This is a genomic window from [Clostridium] fimetarium, assembly GCF_900111235.1.
In the GTDB taxonomy this organism is placed as follows: Bacteria; Bacillota; Clostridia; order Lachnospirales; family Lachnospiraceae; genus Clostridium_N; species Clostridium_N fimetarium.
This window is the reverse complement of record NZ_FOJI01000004.1, coordinates 183,537-202,529: the sequence shown is the minus strand read 5'-3', so window position 1 is coordinate 202,529 and position 18,993 is coordinate 183,537. Positions and strand designations below refer to the sequence as shown.

Sequence of the window (18,993 nt, the reverse complement as noted above, 5' to 3'; positions counted from 1 at the left end):
ATCTTCACCTCTTTGATTCTATTAGAATCTGTAATGAGCAAATGCTTTATTAGCTTCTGCCATTTTATGCATATCTTCCTTCTTTTTAACAGCTGCGCCTGTGTTGTTTGCAGCATCGAAGATTTCATTTGCTAATCTTTCTTCCATTGTCTTCTCGCCTCTTTTACGAGAATACAATGTGATCCAACGAAGCGCTAACGCCTGTCTTCTCTCTGTTCTTACTTCGATTGGTACCTGGTATGTTGCTCCACCGATACGTCTTGCTTTTACTTCAAGTACTGGCATGATATTAGTCATAGCCTCTTCAAATACTTCAAGAGCAGCTTTTTCGGTTTTAGCAGCAACTCTATCAAATGCTCCGTATACAATCTTTTGCGCTACGCCTCTCTTACCATCAAGCATGATGTTATTGATAAGCTTAGTAACAACTTTGTTATTGTAAATCGGATCAGCTAATACGTCTCTTTTTTGTGTATGTCCTTTACGTGGCACGGTTCTTCCCTCCTTAATATTGTCCTGCTACTGAGTATCTAGCATTTATGAGCTCTTCCATATGGAAAAACTCTATAGCATAGTCTCGTTGTAACAAGCATTAATTCATCGGTACTCACAATTACATTATTACCTTTTTCCACTAAGGGATAATCGGCTTGTGTTCGCGCTCGGCATTTATCTTAAACCTGCAACCTTCAGGATTCAGTCTAATTCCGGCACTATGTTAATAATTAATGTGAATAAATTCAATAGTTACTATTACTTAGCTGCTTTAGGTCTTTTAGCTCCGTATTTTGAACGTGCTTGTCTTCTCTTAGCAACACCTGCAGTATCAAGTGTACCTCTTACAACATGGTATCTTGTACCTGGTAAATCTTTAACTCTACCACCTCTGATAAGAACAACACTATGCTCCTGAAGATTGTGACCTTCACCTGGAATATAGCTTGTTACTTCAATACCATTTGAAAGACGAACTCTAGCGATTTTTCTAAGCGCTGAGTTAGGTTTCTTAGGTGTAGCTGTCTTAACTGCTGTACAAACTCCTCTTTTTTGTGGAGCGGATACATTTGTAGCCTTCTTTCTAAGAGAATTGAATCCCTTCTGAAGAGCTGGTGCAGTTGATTTCTTAACTGATGTCTTTCTACCGTTATTTACTAACTGGTTAAATGTAGGCATTTCTTTTTCACCTCCCGGAATTTAGAATAAAAACTGTGGTTGCGATTATTCATGACTTTTTTTAATGAATAAACATATATGCGCACAAAATGCACTGTATGCAATTGCACACTTAGACATTATATAGTTATCAAATTTTATTGTCAAGGGAAATTTGTATTGACATAAAATTTTAATATTTCTATAATTGTATATAGTATAACATATATTTAGAATTTAAGGAGAACTTAGAATGATATTTACAGCAAAACGTCTAATTAATACAATTTCAAAATCTACTTCACCCTTTCACACCACTGTTGAAGCTATCAATCAGCTAAAAAATGCAGGCTTTAAAGAGTTACTATGGGATTTAGATTGGTGCTTAACACCTGGGGGCAAATATTATATTACCCCATTTAATACCACATTATTTGCATTTAGAATTAATGAAGGATTTAACAAAAATGATATAATTAAAATTATAACCGCTCATATTGATAATCCAGGGTTACGAATCAAGGCTAATCCAGAGCATTTTCAAGATAATTATATGAAAGTGAATACCGAAATATATGGAGGTGCCATATTAAGTACATGGTTTGATAGACCACTTTCAATCGCTGGACGAGTCTTTTTGAGAGGAGAAACACATTCTACTCCCAAAATGGAACTTGTTGATTTTATGAAACCAATTCTAATGATTCCTAATCTATCAATTCATATGAACCGCTCAATTAATGATGGAATTGCACTAAACAAGCAAATTGATATGATTCCAATTGCTGGAATCACTTCAAATAAAGATAACGATAAGCATTTTATTACAGACCTTATTGCAAATAAGTTAAATGTTGCTAATGATGAAATATTAAGTTATGAACTTTGCGTATACAATTATGAGCAAGGCTGTATAGCTGGTCTTAACGACGAATTTATTATGGCTCCTAGAATTGATAACATTAGTTCTGTTCAAGCTTGTTTAAGTGGAATCATTGAAAGTGACTGTACCAATGGAATTGATTTAATCGCAATGTTTGACCATGAGGAAGTCGGAAGCCATAGCAAAAATGGAGCAGCAAGTAATTTACTTCCTTTCGTATTAGAACGCATTTACAACAAATTGGGCATTAATAGAGACGATTACTTAAAATCCGTACTCAATGGATTCTTTCTTTCTCTTGATGTTGCCCATGCGACCAATCCAAATCATCCAGAAAAATATGACATAACATCTGCGGTTCAAATCAATGATGGAATCGCTTTGAAATCAACATGCAAACAAAACTATTGTGGTGATAGCGAAACGAGTGCAATTCTTCAATCTTTAGCAGAAGAACATAATATTCCTTTCGTAGTGAACTATCTTCGCTCTGATTTAGTCGGAGGCAGCACCTTAGGTTCCATACTCTCTTCTGTTCTTCCCATGAAATGTGCTGATTTAGGCGCTCCAATCTTTGCTATGCATTCTGCAATGGAAACAATGGGTGTATCGGACCAATATAATTTAGAACAATTTGCAAAAGCGTTTTTTACTTCTCTATAAAATTATTATTTTTCTTATAAATACAAAAACAAACGGGATGGCTTTCGATAGCCATTCCGTTTGTTTTTATTATAACTTGTAATTATTCTATTGTTTCTGCAACAGCAAAAACATCATCATTTTCAAAAAGGTCTTCACTTAATACAATATCAGCATTTTCAGCAACTGTAATTTTGTCCAGTGCCTTTTGCTGTGAATCAAGTTTAACCGAACGGTATCTCTTCATACCAGTTCCAGCTGGAATCAATTTACCAATAATAACATTTTCTTTCAGACCAATCAATGGATCAATTTTACCATTGATAGCAGCTTCTGTAAGAACTTTAGTTGTTTCCTGGAATGATGCAGCTGAAAGGAATGAATTAGTAGCAAGAGATGCTTTTGTAATACCAAGCATAATCTGAGTACCAGTCGCCAATTCTTTGCCTTCTTGTTCTAGTCTTTCATTTATTTCATTAAATTCAAGAACATCAATAGTCATACCTGAAAGATAATCTGTGCCACCTTGTGTATCAATTTTAATTTTCTTAAGCATCTGTCTTACAATTACTTCAATATGCTTATCATTAATTTCAACACCCTGTAAACGGTAAACTCTTTGTACTTCACGTATCATGTAATCTTGAACCGGACGAACACCCTTAATCTTAAGTAAATCATGTGGGTTAACACTACCTTCTGTAAGCTCATCACCAGCTTCAAGTATTACTCCATCTTGAATCTTAATTCTTGAACCATAAGGAATAAGGTATGCTTTTGACTCGCCAGTTTCATCATCAGTAATAATGACTTCACGTTTTTTCTTTGTATCTTTTATAACAGCAACGCCGCCGAATTCTGCAATAATTGCAAGACCCTTTGGTTTTCTTGCTTCAAAAAGTTCTTCAACTCTAGGAAGACCTTGTGTAATATCATCACCGGCAACACCACCAGTATGGAACGTACGCATTGTAAGCTGTGTACCTGGCTCACCGATTGACTGAGCTGCAATAATACCAACAGCCTCTCCAACCTGCACTGCCTGACCAGTTGCCATATTAGCGCCATAGCATTTTGCACAAACACCAAGATGTGCCTTACATGAAAGAATTGTACGGATTTTTACTTGTTCAATACCCGTCTTCATAATTGCTGCAGCTCGTTTCGGTGTAACCATATGGTTAGCCTCAAGCAAAACAACATTTGTTACAGGATCAACAACAGATTCTGCTAGGTATCTACCTGTAATTCTTTCTTCAAGACCTTCGATTTCTTCCTTACCATCCATAAATGTAGATACATACATACCTGGAATAAAGTTTCTACTTTCGCAACAGTCAATTTCTCTAATAATAAGATCCTGTGAAACGTCAACAAGACGTCTTGTAAGGTAACCCGAATCGGCTGTACGAAGAGCAGTATCAGATAGACCTTTTCTAGCACCATGAGCAGAAATGAAATATTCCAAAACATCAAGGCCTTCACGGAAGTTTGACTTGATAGGAAGTTCAATTGTACGGCCAGATGTATCTGACATAAGTCCACGCATACCTGCAAGTTGCTTAATCTGTTTGTCAGAACCACGGGCTCCTGAATCTGCCATCATAAAGATGTTGTTGTACTTATCAAGACCTGATAACAGAGCCTGAGTAAGAACTTCATCAGTTGCTTTCCATGTTTCGATAACTTCTTTATATCTTTCTTCTTCGGTAATAAAACCACGTCTGAAGTTTTTAGTGATTTGTTCAACAGTAGCTTCTGCCTCTGCGATTAACTCTTTCTTCTGAGAAGGTACAGTCATATCAGAAATAGAAACTGTCATAGCCGCTATAGTAGAATACTTATAACCGATAGCCTTGACATCATCAAGAAATTCTGCTGTTTTAGTAGCGCCATGTGTATTGATAACTTTTTCAAGAATCTGTTTAATCTTTTTCTTACCAACATGAAAATCGACTTCTGGTTTTAAAATATTTTCCGTAATCGTTCTATCTACGAAGCCTAAATCCTGTGGCAAAATTTCATTGAACAATAAACGTCCAATTGTAGAATCAATCGTACCAGTAATAACTTCACCACTAGGCATAGTCTTTGATACTTTAACGTGAATTCTTGAATGAAGTGTGATTACTGCATTTTCATATGCCAAATATGCTTCATTAACACTCTTAAAGTATTTACCTTCGCCCAAAGCGCCAGGTCTTTCCTGTGTAAGATAGTAAATACCAAGTATCATATCCTGTGAAGGAACGGCAACTGGTGCACCATCAGATGGTTTTAACAAGTTATTTGGTGAAAGGAGTAAAAATCTACATTCTGCTTGTGCTTCAACTGAAAGTGGAAGATGGACAGCCATCTGATCACCATCAAAATCGGCATTGTAAGCAGTACAAACGAGTGGATGAAGTTTAATTGCTTTACCTTCACATAGTATTGGCTCAAATGCCTGAATACCAAGTCTATGAAGTGTAGGAGCACGATTCAGCATAACTGGATGTTCTTTGATAACATCTTCAAGTACATCCCAAACCTGAGTTTCAAGTCTTTCAACCATCTTCTTCGCATTCTTTACATTATGTGCTGTACCATTTGCTACAAGTTCTTTCATAACGAAAGGTTTGAATAATTCAATTGCCATTTCCTTAGGAAGTCCACATTGGTATATCTTAAGTTCAGGTCCAACAACGATAACTGAACGGCCTGAATAATCAACTCGCTTACCAAGTAAATTCTGACGGAAACGTCCTTGCTTACCTTTCAACATATCTGAAAGAGATTTCAATGCTCTGTTACCAGGTCCAGTTACTGCACGGCCTCGTCTACCATTATCGATAAGTGCATCCACTGCTTCCTGAAGCATTCTTTTTTCATTTCTAACAATGATTTCAGGAGCACCTAATTCCATAAGACGTGCAAGTCTATTGTTCCTGTTAATGATCCTTCTGTATAAATCATTCAAATCAGATGTTGCAAATCTACCACCATCAAGCTGAACCATAGGTCTCAAATCTGGTGGAATAACTGGAATTGCAGTAAGAATCATCCATTCTGGCTTATTCTTTGATGATTGAAATGCTTCAACAACTTCAAGTCTTTTAATAATTCTTGCTCTCTTTTGACCAGATGCATCAATTAATTCATTTCTTAAATCTGCTGAATCTTTGTCAAGATCTATTGCTGCAAGAAGTGCCATAATTGCTTCAGCACCGATTCCAACTTTAAATGAGGTTCCCCATTGATCATAAGAATCTCTATATTCTTTTTCTGACAAAATCTGTTTTACTGAAAGAGTTGTTGCTCCTTTATCAAGAACAATATAGGACGCAAAGTATAATACTTTTTCAAGTATACGTGGTGATAAATCAAGGATTAATCCCATACGACTAGGAATTCCTTTAAAGTACCAAATATGAGATACTGGGGCTGCGAGCTTGATGTGACCCATGCGTTCTCTACGAACGCTGGCCTTCGTTACTTCAACACCACATCTATCACAAATAACACCTTTATATCTAATCTTTTTATATTTACCACAATGACACTCCCAGTCTTTACTAGGTCCAAAAATCTTTTCACAGAACAAACCATCTTTTTCTGGTTTTAAAGTTCTATAGTTTATTGTTTCTGGCTTTGTAACTTCACCGTGTGACCACTCCATAATTTTCTCTGGAGAAGCAAGGCCAATCTTAATCGCATCAAAAGTCGTTGGTTTATACACCGCTGCTACTGATTCATTATTAAATTCTTCTGACATTACCTGCACTCCTTTCTATTCTTCTTCATTTGGAAAATCAACATCATCAAATTCGATTTCTGCATCTTCTTCAAACTCGACTTCTTCTGGAACAACAACTGGTACTAATTCTTCGCCTTCAAACTCCTGTGTCTGATATCCATATTTTGCAAGGTTTTCTTCCTTAGCGATTGCATCTTTCTCATCGTAAATACGTTTGAAATCTGTTTCACCAAAATCGATGTTTTGCATAATATCAACTTCATCCCCATTTTCATCTAACACTTTAACATCTAAAGCAAGTGACTGGAGTTCTTTTAATAAAACCTTGAATGATTCTGGAATACCAGGTTCAGGTATATTATCGCCCTTAATAATAGCTTCGTAAGTCTTAACACGACCAATAACATCATCAGACTTAACGGTTAATATTTCCTGTAATGTGTAAGCAGCACCATAAGCTTCTAGTGCCCAAACTTCCATCTCACCAAAACGCTGTCCACCAAATTGTGCTTTTCCACCAAGTGGCTGTTGTGTAACAAGTGAATAAGGACCAGTTGAACGAGCATGAATCTTATCATCAACCAAATGATGGAGTTTCAAGTAATGCATGTGTCCGATTGTAACACGGCTATCGAAATATTCACCAGTTCTACCGTCACGAAGACTTACTTTACCATCACGAGAAATAGGAACACCTTCCCATTCAGATCTATGGTCTTTGTTATCATCAAGGAATGTCATTAAATCATCGTTGATTTCGCCCTTATATTTGTCTTCAAAATCATTCCAGCCTGTATTTACATAATCATTGGCCATATCAAGTGTATCCATAATAGCATTTTCATCCGCACCATCAAATACAGGAGTTGAAACGTCAAATCCTAATGCTCTAGCAGCAAGACTCAAATGTATTTCAAGTACCTGTCCAATGTTCATACGAGATGGAACACCAAGTGGATTTAATACAATATCAAGTGGTCTACCATTAGGAAGGAATGGCATATCTTCTACTGGAAGAATCCTTGAAACTACACCCTTATTACCATGACGTCCAGCCATCTTATCACCAACAGAGATTTTTCTCTTCTGAGCGATATAGATACGAACTGTTTCATTAACACCAGGAGCTAAGTCATCACCGTTTTCTCTTGTAAACACTTTAGCGTCTACGACGATACCGTATTCACCATGAGGAACTTTAAGTGATGTATCTCTAACTTCTCTAGCTTTTTCACCGAAAATTGCACGGAGAAGTCTTTCTTCAGCTGTAAGTTCAGTTTCACCCTTAGGCGTTACTTTACCAACCAAAATATCACCTGCACGAACTTCTGCACCTATTCTTATAATACCTCTCTCATCAAGGTCTTTAAGTGCATCAGGACCTACTCCTGGAACATCTCTTGTGATATCTTCAGGTCCTAGCTTTGTATCTCTTGAATCTGTTTCGTATTCTTCAATATGAATCGATGTATAAACATCGTCCTGAACTAATCTTTCACTAAGAAGTACAGCATCCTCGTAGTTATAACCTTCCCAAGTCATAAATCCGATCAATGGATTCTTTCCTAATGCAATTTCACCATTTGCAGTTGATGGACCATCGGCTATAACTTCACCTTTGGTAACTTTATCACCTTTGTACACAATAGGTCTTTGATTGTAACAGTTACTCTGATTACTTCTAGAGAACTTTGTAAGTCTATATACATCTTTATTTCCGTCACTTTTTCTAATGATGATTTCTTTTGAAGTTGAATATTCAACTATTCCGTCTTCTTTTGCAATAATACATACTCCTGAATCAAACGCTGCTTTGCTTTCCATACCAGTTCCTATAACAGGAGCTTCTGTAGTCAAAAGAGGCACTGCCTGACGTTGCATGTTTGATCCCATAAGTGCACGATTCGCATCATCATTTTCAAGGAAAGGAATCATAGATGTTGCAACGGAAAATACCATCTTAGGTGATACATCCATCATATCTATCTTAATCTTTTCAAATTCTGAAGTCTCTTCTCTAAAACGACCTGCAACTGAATTTCTAACAAAATGACCTTCATCATCTAATTCCGCATTTGCTTGTGCAATATAATAATCATCTTCTTCATCTGCAGTAAGATATCTAACATTATCTGTAACTTTGGGATTCTTAGCATCTGTTCTATCAACCAAACGATAAGGTGCTTCAATAAATCCATATTCGTTAATTCTTGCATATGTAGCAAGTGAGTTAATTAAACCGATATTAGGACCTTCTGGTGTTTCAATAGGGCACATTCTTCCATAATGAGTATAATGAACATCTCGAACTTCAAATCCAGCACGATCTCTTGACAAACCACCAGGGCCCAATGCTGAAAGACGTCTCTTATGTGTTAACTCACCAAGTGGGTTATTCTGATCCATAAACTGTGACAACTGAGAACTACCAAAGAACTCTTTAACAGCTGCAGTTACTGGCTTAATATTAATCAATGACTGAGGAGACACACCATTTAAGTCTTGCGTTGTCATTCTTTCTCTAACAACACGTTCCATTCTTGACAAACCAATTCTATACTGGTTTTGAAGAAGTTCACCAACAGCTCTAATACGTCTGTTGCCCAAATGATCGATATCATCCATATTACCGACATTGTACTCTAAATGTAAATTATAATTAATTGAAGCAATAATATCTTCAACAGTAACGTGCTTTGGAATTAAATCACTAACATTTTTCTTAATTGCTTCCTTAATAGAATCAAGATCTTCATTTTCTTCTATGATTTGGTGCAAAATAGGATAGAATACGGTCTCGCCGATTCCTAACTTTTTAGCTTCTTCTTTTGTTATGTCAACCCATTTCGTAATATCAACCATCATATTGGAAAGAACTTTGACTTTTCTATCTTCATGCTGAATGAATACATATGGACTAGCCGCATCTTGAATTGCAGTTGCAGACTCTCTTGTCAATGTAGCTCCTGCTTCAGCAAGGACTTCACCAGTAGATTTATCGACTACATCTTCAGCTAAAATATGTCCAGTAATTCTGTTTCTAAATGAAAGTTTTTTATTAAACTTATATCTACCTACTTTGGCTAAATCATATCTTCTAGCATCAAAAAACATACTGTTAATAAGGCTTTCTGCACTATCTACTGAAAGTGGTTCACCTGGTCTTATTTTTTTGTAAAGCTCTAAAAGACCGTCCTGATAGTTATCAGAAGTATCTTTTTCTATTGTTGCAAGTATTTTAGGTTCTTCGCCAAATAAGTCAATAATTTCTGCATTACTACCAAAGCCAAGGGCTCTAATAAGTACAGTAACAGGGACTTTTCTTGTTCTATCTACACGTACATAAAATACATCATTAGAATCTGTTTCGTATTCTAACCATGCTCCACGATTAGGAATCACTGTAGCTGAATACAATTCCTTTCCAATTTTGTCGTGCTGTAAATCATAATATATTCCAGGAGAACGTACTAACTGGCTAACAATAACTCTTTCTGCGCCGTTAATTACGAAGGTACCTGTAGCCGTCATAAGTGGTAAATCGCCCATGAATATTTCATGTTCGCTAATTTCATCATTTTCTTTGTTGTAAAGTCTTACTTTAACTTTTAAAGGCGCTGCATAAGTAGCATCTCTTTCCTTACATTCTTCAATAGAATATTTGACATCGTCTTCACATAATACGAAATCTACGAATTCAAGACTTAAATGTCCACTGTAGTCCGCGATTGGAGAGATATCATAAAAAACTTCTTTGAGACCTTCGTCTAGAAACCATTGGTAAGAATCCTTCTGGACTTCAATAAGGTTCGGCATTCCAAGTACTTCTTTCTGTCTTGAGTAGCTCATTCTTACATTTTTACCGAATTTCTTTGGACGTATTCTGTTTTTTTCCATTGACGTTTCACCCCTTGTGCTTATTTTTATATATAATTTAAATTATTATTACAAATGCGACCATCCGTATAACGGCATATTCGCACCACAATAGTGCATTGTCCATAGTAGCATAATCCCTAATCCATGTCAACACTTTTTATTCATTTATTTGAAATTTGTTTATTATTACCACATTCTTCAATAGTTTCCATTTTTTCCTATATTATACAGATAGTTTCAACAATTAATTAAAAAGAAGGGCACAGCAATATTAGTCTGCATCCCTTCTCTATATTAATAAGTATTCTTATTAAGTTAAAATTACTATAAATCGTTTGTCAAAAATTACTTAACAGTAACTTTAGCGCCTTCAGTTTCAAGTTTGATCTTGATTGCTTCAGCTTCTTCTTTGTTAACTGCTTCTTTAACTGTCTTTGGAGCTGCATCAACTAAGTCTTTCGCTTCTTTCAAGCCTAAGCCTGTTATTTCACGAACTACTTTGATTACTTTAACTTTGCTTGGTCCAACTTCTGTTAATTCTACATCAAATTCTGTTTTTTCTTCAACTTCTGGGCCTGCTGCTGCTGGACCTGCAACACCTGCTGCTGCTGAAACGCCAAATTCTTCTTCACATGCTTTTACTAATTCATTTAATTCTAATACTGATAAACCTTTGATTACTTCAATAATTTCTTGAGTTGTCATTGTTATGATCTCCTTTTCAAATTGTTTTAATTTTCGAATAATAAATTTTAATTATTACGCAACTTCTTCTTCGTCTTTTTCAGCGATTTGCTTGATAACACGAGCAAAGTTTGTAATAGGTGATAACATACTTCCAAGCAATCTTGAAAGCAATATTTCTCTTGATGGAATAGTAGCAATTATCTGAATTGCTTCTTGACCATAATAATTACCATTAATTACGCCGGCTTTAAGTTCAAGCTTGTCAGCTTTTTTAGCGAACTCGAATAAAATTCTTGCTGGTGCTGTAGCATCTTCTGTTGAAATAGCAATTGCTGTAGGTCCTTCTAAGTGTGGAACAAGTGCTTCAAACTCAGTACCTTTAACTGCTAAATTCACCAATGTGTTCTTGTATACTTTGTATACAATGCCTGCTTCTCTTAATTGTTTACGAAGCTGAGTATCTTGTTCAACTGTCAAACCACGATAGTCAACTAAAACTGCTGCTTTAGCATCCTTAAGAGCGCTAGTGATTTCTTCTACGATTGGTTGTTTAAGTTCTACTTTTGCCATGAATTGATTACCTCCTGTTAGATTTGAATCTGCCTAAACCTTCTTATATACTTTCAGTCGCGAGCTTCGCAAGTTTCTGAAAGCAAGAAAAAGCCTTTCTGTTAGACAGAAAGGCTTGAATAAATCATCTCAACTTGAGTGTTTATTGTCCTCGGTAGGCGTGTTACCTTTAACCCAAGATATATCCTCGGGACCATACTGTCTTTGGCAGTTATATTCGATAGTATACTATCATATTAAAATATTGTCAATCTTAAATAATTAACCTACAAATTTAGCTGGGCTAACTTTAACACCAGGACCCATTGTAGAGGCAATAACAACGCTCTTCATATACTGTCCTTTTAATGTTGTTGGTTTAGCCTTTACGAGTGCTCCCATAATTGCTTGGAAATTGTCTGTTAATTGTTCTTCAGTAAATGATGCTTTACCAATTGGTACATGTATAATATTAGTTTTATCAAGTCTGTACTCAATTTTACCAGCTTTGATATCATTAATTGCTTTTGTTACATCCATAGTTACTGTACCAGCTTTAGGATTAGGCATTAACCCTTTAGGCCCAAGAACACGTCCTAAACGACCAACAACACCCATCATATCAGGAGTAGCAACAACTACATCAAATCCAAACCAGTTTTCATTTTGGATTTTAGGAATTAATTCTTCACCACCTACGAAATCAGCGCCAGCAGCTTCTGCTTCTGTAGCTTTATCGCCTTTAGCGAAAACCAATACTCTAACTTTTTTACCAGTTCCGTGAGGAAGTACAACTGCTCCACGAATCTGTTGTTCTGCATGACGTCCATCACAGCCTGTTCTGATATGTGCTTCGATTGTTTCGTCAAATTTAGCTACTGCTGATTTCTTTACTAAAGAAACTGCCTCTGTAGCATCATATAAAGTTGCGCGGTTAATTAACTTAGCCGACTCAACATATTTTTTTCCTCTTTTCATTTCTGAACCTCCTAGTGGTATTATCGGAAGGGGACAAGCTTTTTCACTGCCCTATAATTAACTGACTCACTCAGTAAAACTTTATCTCATATCTTTTAACCATCATATTAAGTTATGCCCTTAATCTATGCTTATCAGCCATGTTTTTAAATTCATACGTTTTGTTTGTCAGCAAAAGAAATCGCGTCAGCGATTTGCTTTCATGCGTTGCATGCAACGCATTTTCCTCCCACATATCTAATTAATCAACTACTGTAATTCCCATACTTCTAGCCGTACCGCTAATCATACTAATAGCAGTTTCGATAGATGCTGCATTTAAATCAGGCATTTTAATTTCTGCGATCTTTTGAATCTCAGCCTTAGTGATAGTAGCAACCTTAATCTTGTTAGGTACTGCTGATCCTGATTTTAAGTTGCAAGCCTTCTTAAGAAGAATTGCAGCAGGTGGAGTCTTTGTTATGAAGCTAAAGCTTCTATCTGCATAAACTGTGATCACAACTGGAATAATCATTCCTTCTTGATCTGATGTTTTTGCGTTAAATTGTTTTGTAAATTCCATAATGTTTACACCATGCTGTCCAAGTGCTGGACCAACTGGTGGAGCCGGTGTAGCTTTTCCAGCAGGAATCTGTAATTTGATATATCCTGTTACCTTCTTTGCCATTGTGGCACCTCCTAAATATAATGTGGTATTTGGCGAATTAACCTGATTGCAAAGCGATTTGCCTGCAAATCACAATTCTCCCACGCCCGTTCAAAACGAACTATACATGTTACAATCTTTTCACTTCCAAGAAGCTTAGTTCAACCGGAGTTTCACGACCGAACATATCTACATTAATTGTGATAATCTGCTTACCATCATTAATGTTCTTAATCTTTCCAACTGTGCTTTCCCATACGCCGCCGGTTACCATTACCATATCACCGACTTTAAAATCATGGATTACAATTCCATTGGATGTTTTGTTAATTCCTAATGGTTTCATTTCTTCTTCTGTCAAAGGTACCGGTTTTGAACCAGGACCAACAAATCCTGTGACACCCCTTGTGTTTCTTACAACATACCAGGTATCATCATTCATAACCATGTTTACAAGAACATATCCTGGAAACATCTTTTTCAGAACAGACTTTTTTGCGCCATTTTTCACTTCTACAACCATTTCCATAGGTACTGTTACCTCTAGAATCTGGTCTTCAAGATTTCTGTTTTCAATTGTTTTTTCGATGTTTGCCTTTACCTTATTCTCATAACCAGAATAAGTATGAACAACATACCAATTTGTTTCTGACATCTAATCACCCTTACCTTATTTTACTAGGAATTCAATACCGAATCTAATAATAAAATCCAACAAAGATATTGTTAAACCTAAGATTACGGACACAACCAATACAGCAATTGTTTCTTTAGTAAGTGATTTCTGATCTGGCCAAATTATTTTGCTAAATTCAGCCTTTAAACCTTTGAACCAGCTTGATTTCTGCTTTATTACTTTAACAGCTTCACTCATATTTCTCACCTCACTGTAATTAAATTACTTGGTTTCCTTGTGTAATGTGTGTGATTTACAGAACTTACAATATTTCTTTGTTTCCATTCTGTCAGGATGCATTTTCTTATCCTTCGTCGTGTTGTAATTACGCTGCTTACACTCAGTACATGCTAATGTTATTTTTACGCGCACAACTGCCACCTCCACTTTAATTCTACTCATTTTTTATGTTTTTAACACGTTTTTTGTGTTTTTGAACACATTATTTATGTTTTTGAACACATTTTAGGCTTTTTAGGCATAAAAAAAAGACCTCTTCCGTAGCTAGTCTAATATAGCACACCTAGTGTGTATCGTCAATATTTTTTTCAATAAATTTGAATACACTTATTGAGATAGTGTAACATGGTGAGGGGTGGAATGCAAGGGGATTTAACTTATTTTTGTATATATGTGAAATATATAAAATAATAGCCAAAATATTTTTAACCTAAATATCTTAGTAATTTCTTAAACGAAGGCCACACCTAACAATTCAAGGTTAGCCTTCATATATAATAAGTAACTTTTTTATATTATTGAAATATTTTGATCTCATTTATGATATAGGGAAGTTTTAGCAGGATTTTTTTAACTTGTTCAACGTTAAATACAAAGGAAAATAACTAATAAAATTCCAAACTATTTTTGAATTGACAGGAACCTTATTTCATAAATTACGCAAATACCATAAACAACTAAAAATGTAAGAATTTGTGCAGTCAATATAAACTGTAAAAGAAGAAAAATCACAAAAAAATATCTATACATATTTATCATCTGACAATTATTATTTTATTTCTATATTCTGTTTTATTATACATAATATCAAGCCCTTTTTCTAAATCCGAAAATGGCAACCGGTGGGAAATTATTTTATTTAAATCTATTTTACCTTCCTTACATGCTTCCAAAACCTTATGCCAGTCGTCATCCTTTTGGTGATTAAATGTAGAATTCCAGCTACCCGTAATTGTAATCTGATTCCGTAATAATTTCCAATAACTTTCTTTGGGTAAAATCATATCAGAATGAGGATTGCCCACTACTAAAATCTGTCCACCAGGGCTTACAACATTTAATGCTTCTGTAAGTGTCTGGGAAAAACCAGCGCAATCAATAACTAAATCAACGCCTGTTCCACCTGTCTCTTCCAATAACCATTTTTCAACATTTTGGTTGTGAGCATCGTAGTAAGCATAAGTGTGTTTTCCTACCGATTTCATTAATTCGCCATGCTCTTTGTGATGCCCAGTGGCATATACGTTCTCAATTCCAAGTGCTGCGATCCATTGTACAATCAACAATCCAATCATACCAAGGCCAAGCACTGCAACCGTCATATTTTGCGAAAGCTGTACCCTACGGAGTGAATGTAACGCTACAGCTGCAGGTTCTAACATTGCTGCATCTTCAAAGCTGACTTCATCTGGCAATTGAATCAGATTCCATTCTGGGACGGCCACATACTCTGCAAATCCACCATCGCAACGAGATCCCAAATAATTGTAATTTCTGCACATTTCATATAGTTTTTTCTTGCAAGCGCAACATTTCTGGCATGGAATCAAAGGAAAAACACCAACTCTTTTTCCAATCCAATCAGATGATTTGTCATGATTACCAACCGCTTTAACAACACCTGAAAATTCATGACCCGGTATTGTTGGATATCTATATGTCCCTGTTTCATATATGCGTGGAATATCTGAACCACAAATTCCTGCTGCTTTCACTTCTACAAGCACTTGAGAAGCATTTATTGTTGGAATTGGAGTTTCCGTAAAATCTAGTTGGTTTATTGCATTTAATACGTATGCTTTCATTTGTTTCCTCATTTCGACCTCTATCAATAACTGGAGCCTTTTCATTACTGTCTACGTTATAATTTTAGTTCCCTTATATCTTTGATGATCTCCCCATAAGGTCTTTCTTTTCCAAAAAGCAAAGTAGTTCCCAACACAAATCCATTTACTCCTTTCGGCGCATACTCCTGGATTTTTTCAGCACTGCATGCTCCATCCCAATAAATATCAAATTCCATTTCATCTTTTAAAGAGAGAAGCTTCGTTATTTTCTTGCCCACATATGGCAAATACATTTGACCTGCATTTCCAGGATTTACAGACATCACAAGTACCTTTTGAACAATGCGTAGCATTTCCATAATAGTTTCTACACTCGTTCCGGGATTTATTGCAATACCAGGTATCATTCCTGCATTAATAATATACTGCAACGCCGTCGAAGGGTTATACTCTGCTTCAGGATGTATGTAAATTGTATCACCAGCGCTTAAATTCCTTGTAAAAATGTCTATATGGCTATTAGGATGTTCAATCATTAAATGAACGTCCAGTGGTTTAGTTGTTGCACTTCTAATATATTTCATATCAGTAAGTGACATTGCATAATTCGGCACATAACGCCCATCCATTATGTCAATATGAAAAGAATCTATTCCTCCTTCATCAAGATCTTTGACCTCTTTTTCCAAATTTCCAAAATCCGCACACATCATTGACGCACATAATTCAAAATTCATTTTATACACATATAATCCAATTTTCCTCTTTTGAAAGTGGATGGATTATTTCCTTTCTCCCAACCTTTTGTCAGGGTATGTCTCTTTATAAATAGTATCAAGGATTCCCTAGAATCTGAATACTTTTATGTTAACATTAATCTTCCCGTGTGTACAATATGTAAATCACCCTTATGATACAGAAAGTATAATGTCATAAGATTTTCACCAAGATATCCAATGTAACGATCTGCACGTTCACTTCCCATAGGAACACTTAACTCCTCTGTTCGTTCCAATATAGGAAATAACCACTTACAATAATCTTCAAATACCTGGCTTTTTGCCACCAATAAATTGTAATTGTAAAAATATGGTTGTAATAATATTTCTGGAAACGCATCAGCATATTCAGGATGTAATTCCGCTAGTGCTTGTAACATTGCCTCCCAGTCCTCTTCTTTTACATATCGAGTGTGATGTTCACTAATATCAGGCTCATGTATTGTTGGATATTGTAAAATAACATCTATGTCATTTTCTTTTAAACAGAAGACGTCCGTATCATTTATATCTAAAATCCTACGATAGTGAAATATTCCATAATAATGTGCTCTATCATCCGATAATAATTTATTTTTCCATATCCAATATAAGGCTGTCAACTCACAATAATTTACATTTTTCGTCGAAATATTTATTCCGCTATTATCCACAAGATCCGAAATTCTTTCACTTGTCAATTCCGCTCCAACTTGTAAAGGTTTTATCCATTTAGGAATACTATATTCATTATATAATGGCTTATCTTTATAAAACTTAGCATGATACACCTGTATATCAGCCTTCGCTGTACCTAACGGATACGTATGAATGGATGGGAAAATACCCAATTCAATAAAATACTGCTCCATCAGTTTTGCTTCTTTGAGGGAATCCATACAAGTATAATTGAAAATTTTAAATTCCTTCAGCCTATTTACTATTTCTATATGAATATCCTCTGGGGTAGTAATTAAAATATGTAATTCTTCTTTTTCTTTAGCTGATAGTCCACTAGCAAAAGAACTTAATTCCATGACTGGCAATTTTGCAAGTGTGGAAGGATTATTTTCTAACGAGCTAACCAGAAATCCAACCACTATGTATTCTGGATACAACTTCTGAATCGCTTTATACATTCCAAGGGCCAAAGACTTAGCACCATAAAATAACAATTTGACCATAAACTCCCGATTGCCTCCTTGATATTTATATTTGCACTCATATAAATATACTTAATATTATTTTACTTTTCAATAAAATGCTTTTTTGCATGAACTATCTTATATCGATCTTCATGATGCCTGAAATATATTGATAAAAGTCTTTCTGCCAAAAAACCAATATACCTATTTTGGTATCTATCTTCCTTCTTGCCACAATGTTCTTCGCAATATGTAAGAATAGGAAACAGCCATTTACAATAATCATCAAAAATCTCTCGCTTTGCTACGAACATATTATAACCGTAATAATAAATTCCATTCTGTAGTCGTTTTGCTGTATCACAATACTCTGGTGCATTTTTTTCTAATGCTTCCATCATAACATTCCAATCGCTAAAATTATGGTCTTGTTTATATACATCTCCAACACTCGGAAAATTAAAAATAGGTATTGTCAAAATGACATCAATATTTGAGCAAGAAAGCTTGGATAACATAGGCTCATCTAGTTCAAAATGTCTCCGATAATGGCCTAACCCTTTATATTTTGACGAATCATTTTTCCAAATCCAGTACAGAGCTGTCAATTCACAATATCCACTATTTTTTATTGAAATGTTATCACCTTCATTATCACATATCTTACAGATTCGTTCTTTTGTCAACTCAGTTCCTACTTGAATTGGTATCTCCCAATTAAAACGAGAAGTATCTTCTTGTATTTTTTTATCCACATGACATTTAGCAGTATATATACTAACCGAAGTGCATTCACCCACAACATCTACTGCCTTCAATTCATTCTCTAACGCAATAAATGGTTTATGATTATTTTTACATAAATGCATATAGTAATTCCCTCTGATTAAACTCCACAAATCACTTTCAAAGGTCATCTGTATTAGGTGTAAAAAACCAAATTGTCTAAGATTTTCACATATTGAATCTATATTCTTCTCCATTGATGCAATCACTATCGTATCATCTGGTGAAATTTTATCCTTTGATTGTTTTAAGTCTATAACCGGTCTCCCAAGCAGCTGTGATGGATTATCTGTCAAATCCGTTACAAGAAAATACGGTATCTGAAACAAGTAAGGTTCTCCCATCAAAATACTTGCTACTTCCACTGCAACAATACGTGCACCAAATATCACAATTTGCTTACTTTGATTTAATTCTTCTATCACTTCTTTTGCATAATACATAATTAC

At 35.4% G+C, this 18,993-nt stretch carries 16 protein-coding genes and 1 other annotated feature; of the genes, 1 reads left to right on the top strand and 15 read right to left on the bottom strand.

Annotated elements, in window-relative coordinates:
* Positions 1 to 21: 21 nt before the first annotated feature.
* Positions 22 to 492 (bottom strand): 30S ribosomal protein S7, encoded by a 471-nt coding sequence (gene rpsG / locus BMY18_RS07015; RefSeq protein ID WP_170841329.1) that lies wholly within the window; start codon positions 490 to 492, stop codon positions 22 to 24.
* A 261-nt stretch (positions 493 to 753) separates the two neighbouring features.
* On the bottom strand, positions 754 to 1,173 hold the full coding sequence (gene rpsL / locus BMY18_RS07010; RefSeq protein ID WP_092451987.1) for a 30S ribosomal protein S12: 420 nt from the start codon (positions 1,171 to 1,173) through the stop codon (positions 754 to 756).
* 232 nt (positions 1,174 to 1,405) lie between these two features.
* Here rpsL and BMY18_RS07005 point away from each other — a divergent pair, with 232 nt between their 5' ends.
* A complete protein-coding gene (locus BMY18_RS07005; protein ID WP_092451985.1) occupies positions 1,406 to 2,698 on the top strand; it encodes a M18 family aminopeptidase in 1,293 nt (430 codons plus the stop codon).
* 82 nt (positions 2,699 to 2,780) lie between these two features.
* Here BMY18_RS07005 and rpoC read toward each other — a convergent pair whose 3' ends face one another.
* The 13 genes from rpoC to BMY18_RS06940 all read right to left on the bottom strand — a co-directional run bounded on the left by rpoC (position 2,781) and on the right by BMY18_RS06940 (position 18,987).
* A complete protein-coding gene (gene rpoC, locus BMY18_RS07000; RefSeq protein WP_092451983.1) occupies positions 2,781 to 6,431 on the bottom strand; it encodes a DNA-directed RNA polymerase subunit beta' in 3,651 nt (1,216 codons plus the stop codon).
* Between the two features lie 15 nt (positions 6,432 to 6,446).
* On the bottom strand, positions 6,447 to 10,310 hold the full coding sequence (gene rpoB, locus BMY18_RS06995; protein WP_092451981.1) for a DNA-directed RNA polymerase subunit beta: 3,864 nt from the start codon (positions 10,308 to 10,310) through the stop codon (positions 6,447 to 6,449).
* A 327-nt stretch (positions 10,311 to 10,637) separates the two neighbouring features.
* Positions 10,638 to 10,997, bottom strand: a complete 360-nt coding sequence (rplL, locus tag BMY18_RS06990; RefSeq protein ID WP_092451979.1) for a 50S ribosomal protein L7/L12 — start codon at positions 10,995 to 10,997, stop codon at positions 10,638 to 10,640.
* Between the two features lie 54 nt (positions 10,998 to 11,051).
* A complete protein-coding gene (gene rplJ / locus BMY18_RS06985; RefSeq protein WP_092451977.1) occupies positions 11,052 to 11,549 on the bottom strand; it encodes a 50S ribosomal protein L10 in 498 nt (165 codons plus the stop codon).
* Positions 11,550 to 11,626: 77 nt separating this feature from the next.
* Positions 11,627 to 11,775 (bottom strand) — a sequence feature (ribosomal protein L10 leader region).
* Between the two features lie 35 nt (positions 11,776 to 11,810).
* Entirely contained in the window at positions 11,811 to 12,506 is a 696-nt protein-coding gene (gene rplA, locus BMY18_RS06980) for a 50S ribosomal protein L1 (RefSeq protein WP_092451976.1), read from the bottom strand.
* Between the two features lie 241 nt (positions 12,507 to 12,747).
* Positions 12,748 to 13,173: a 50S ribosomal protein L11 gene (gene rplK / locus BMY18_RS06975; RefSeq protein ID WP_092451974.1), complete on the bottom strand. Its 426-nt coding sequence runs from the start codon at positions 13,171 to 13,173 to the stop codon at positions 12,748 to 12,750.
* A 109-nt stretch (positions 13,174 to 13,282) separates the two neighbouring features.
* Positions 13,283 to 13,807 carry a transcription termination/antitermination protein NusG gene (gene nusG, locus BMY18_RS06970; protein ID WP_092451972.1) on the bottom strand — a complete coding sequence of 175 codons (525 nt, stop codon included), beginning with the start codon at positions 13,805 to 13,807 and terminating at the stop codon, positions 13,283 to 13,285.
* A 15-nt stretch (positions 13,808 to 13,822) separates the two neighbouring features.
* The gene (gene secE / locus BMY18_RS06965) at positions 13,823 to 14,026 is read right to left on the bottom strand and encodes a preprotein translocase subunit SecE (RefSeq protein WP_092451970.1); all 204 of its coding nucleotides are present in this window, start codon (positions 14,024 to 14,026) and stop codon (positions 13,823 to 13,825) included.
* Positions 14,027 to 14,050: 24 nt separating this feature from the next.
* Complete coding sequence (gene rpmG / locus BMY18_RS06960) at positions 14,051 to 14,200, bottom strand: 50S ribosomal protein L33 (protein ID WP_092451968.1); 150 nt, start codon at positions 14,198 to 14,200, stop codon at positions 14,051 to 14,053.
* A 623-nt stretch (positions 14,201 to 14,823) separates the two neighbouring features.
* Positions 14,824 to 15,873: a galactitol-1-phosphate 5-dehydrogenase gene (locus tag BMY18_RS06955; RefSeq protein WP_092451966.1), complete on the bottom strand. Its 1,050-nt coding sequence runs from the start codon at positions 15,871 to 15,873 to the stop codon at positions 14,824 to 14,826.
* Positions 15,874 to 15,929: 56 nt separating this feature from the next.
* Entirely contained in the window at positions 15,930 to 16,592 is a 663-nt protein-coding gene (locus BMY18_RS06950) for a ribulose-phosphate 3-epimerase (RefSeq protein WP_092451964.1), read from the bottom strand.
* Between the two features lie 125 nt (positions 16,593 to 16,717).
* Positions 16,718 to 17,797, bottom strand: coding sequence for a DUF4422 domain-containing protein (locus BMY18_RS06945; protein ID WP_092451962.1), 1,080 nt, complete (start codon positions 17,795 to 17,797; stop codon positions 16,718 to 16,720).
* Positions 17,798 to 17,859: 62 nt separating this feature from the next.
* Positions 17,860 to 18,987: a DUF4422 domain-containing protein gene (locus tag BMY18_RS06940; protein ID WP_170841328.1), complete on the bottom strand. Its 1,128-nt coding sequence runs from the start codon at positions 18,985 to 18,987 to the stop codon at positions 17,860 to 17,862.
* Positions 18,988 to 18,993 lie beyond the last annotated feature (6 nt).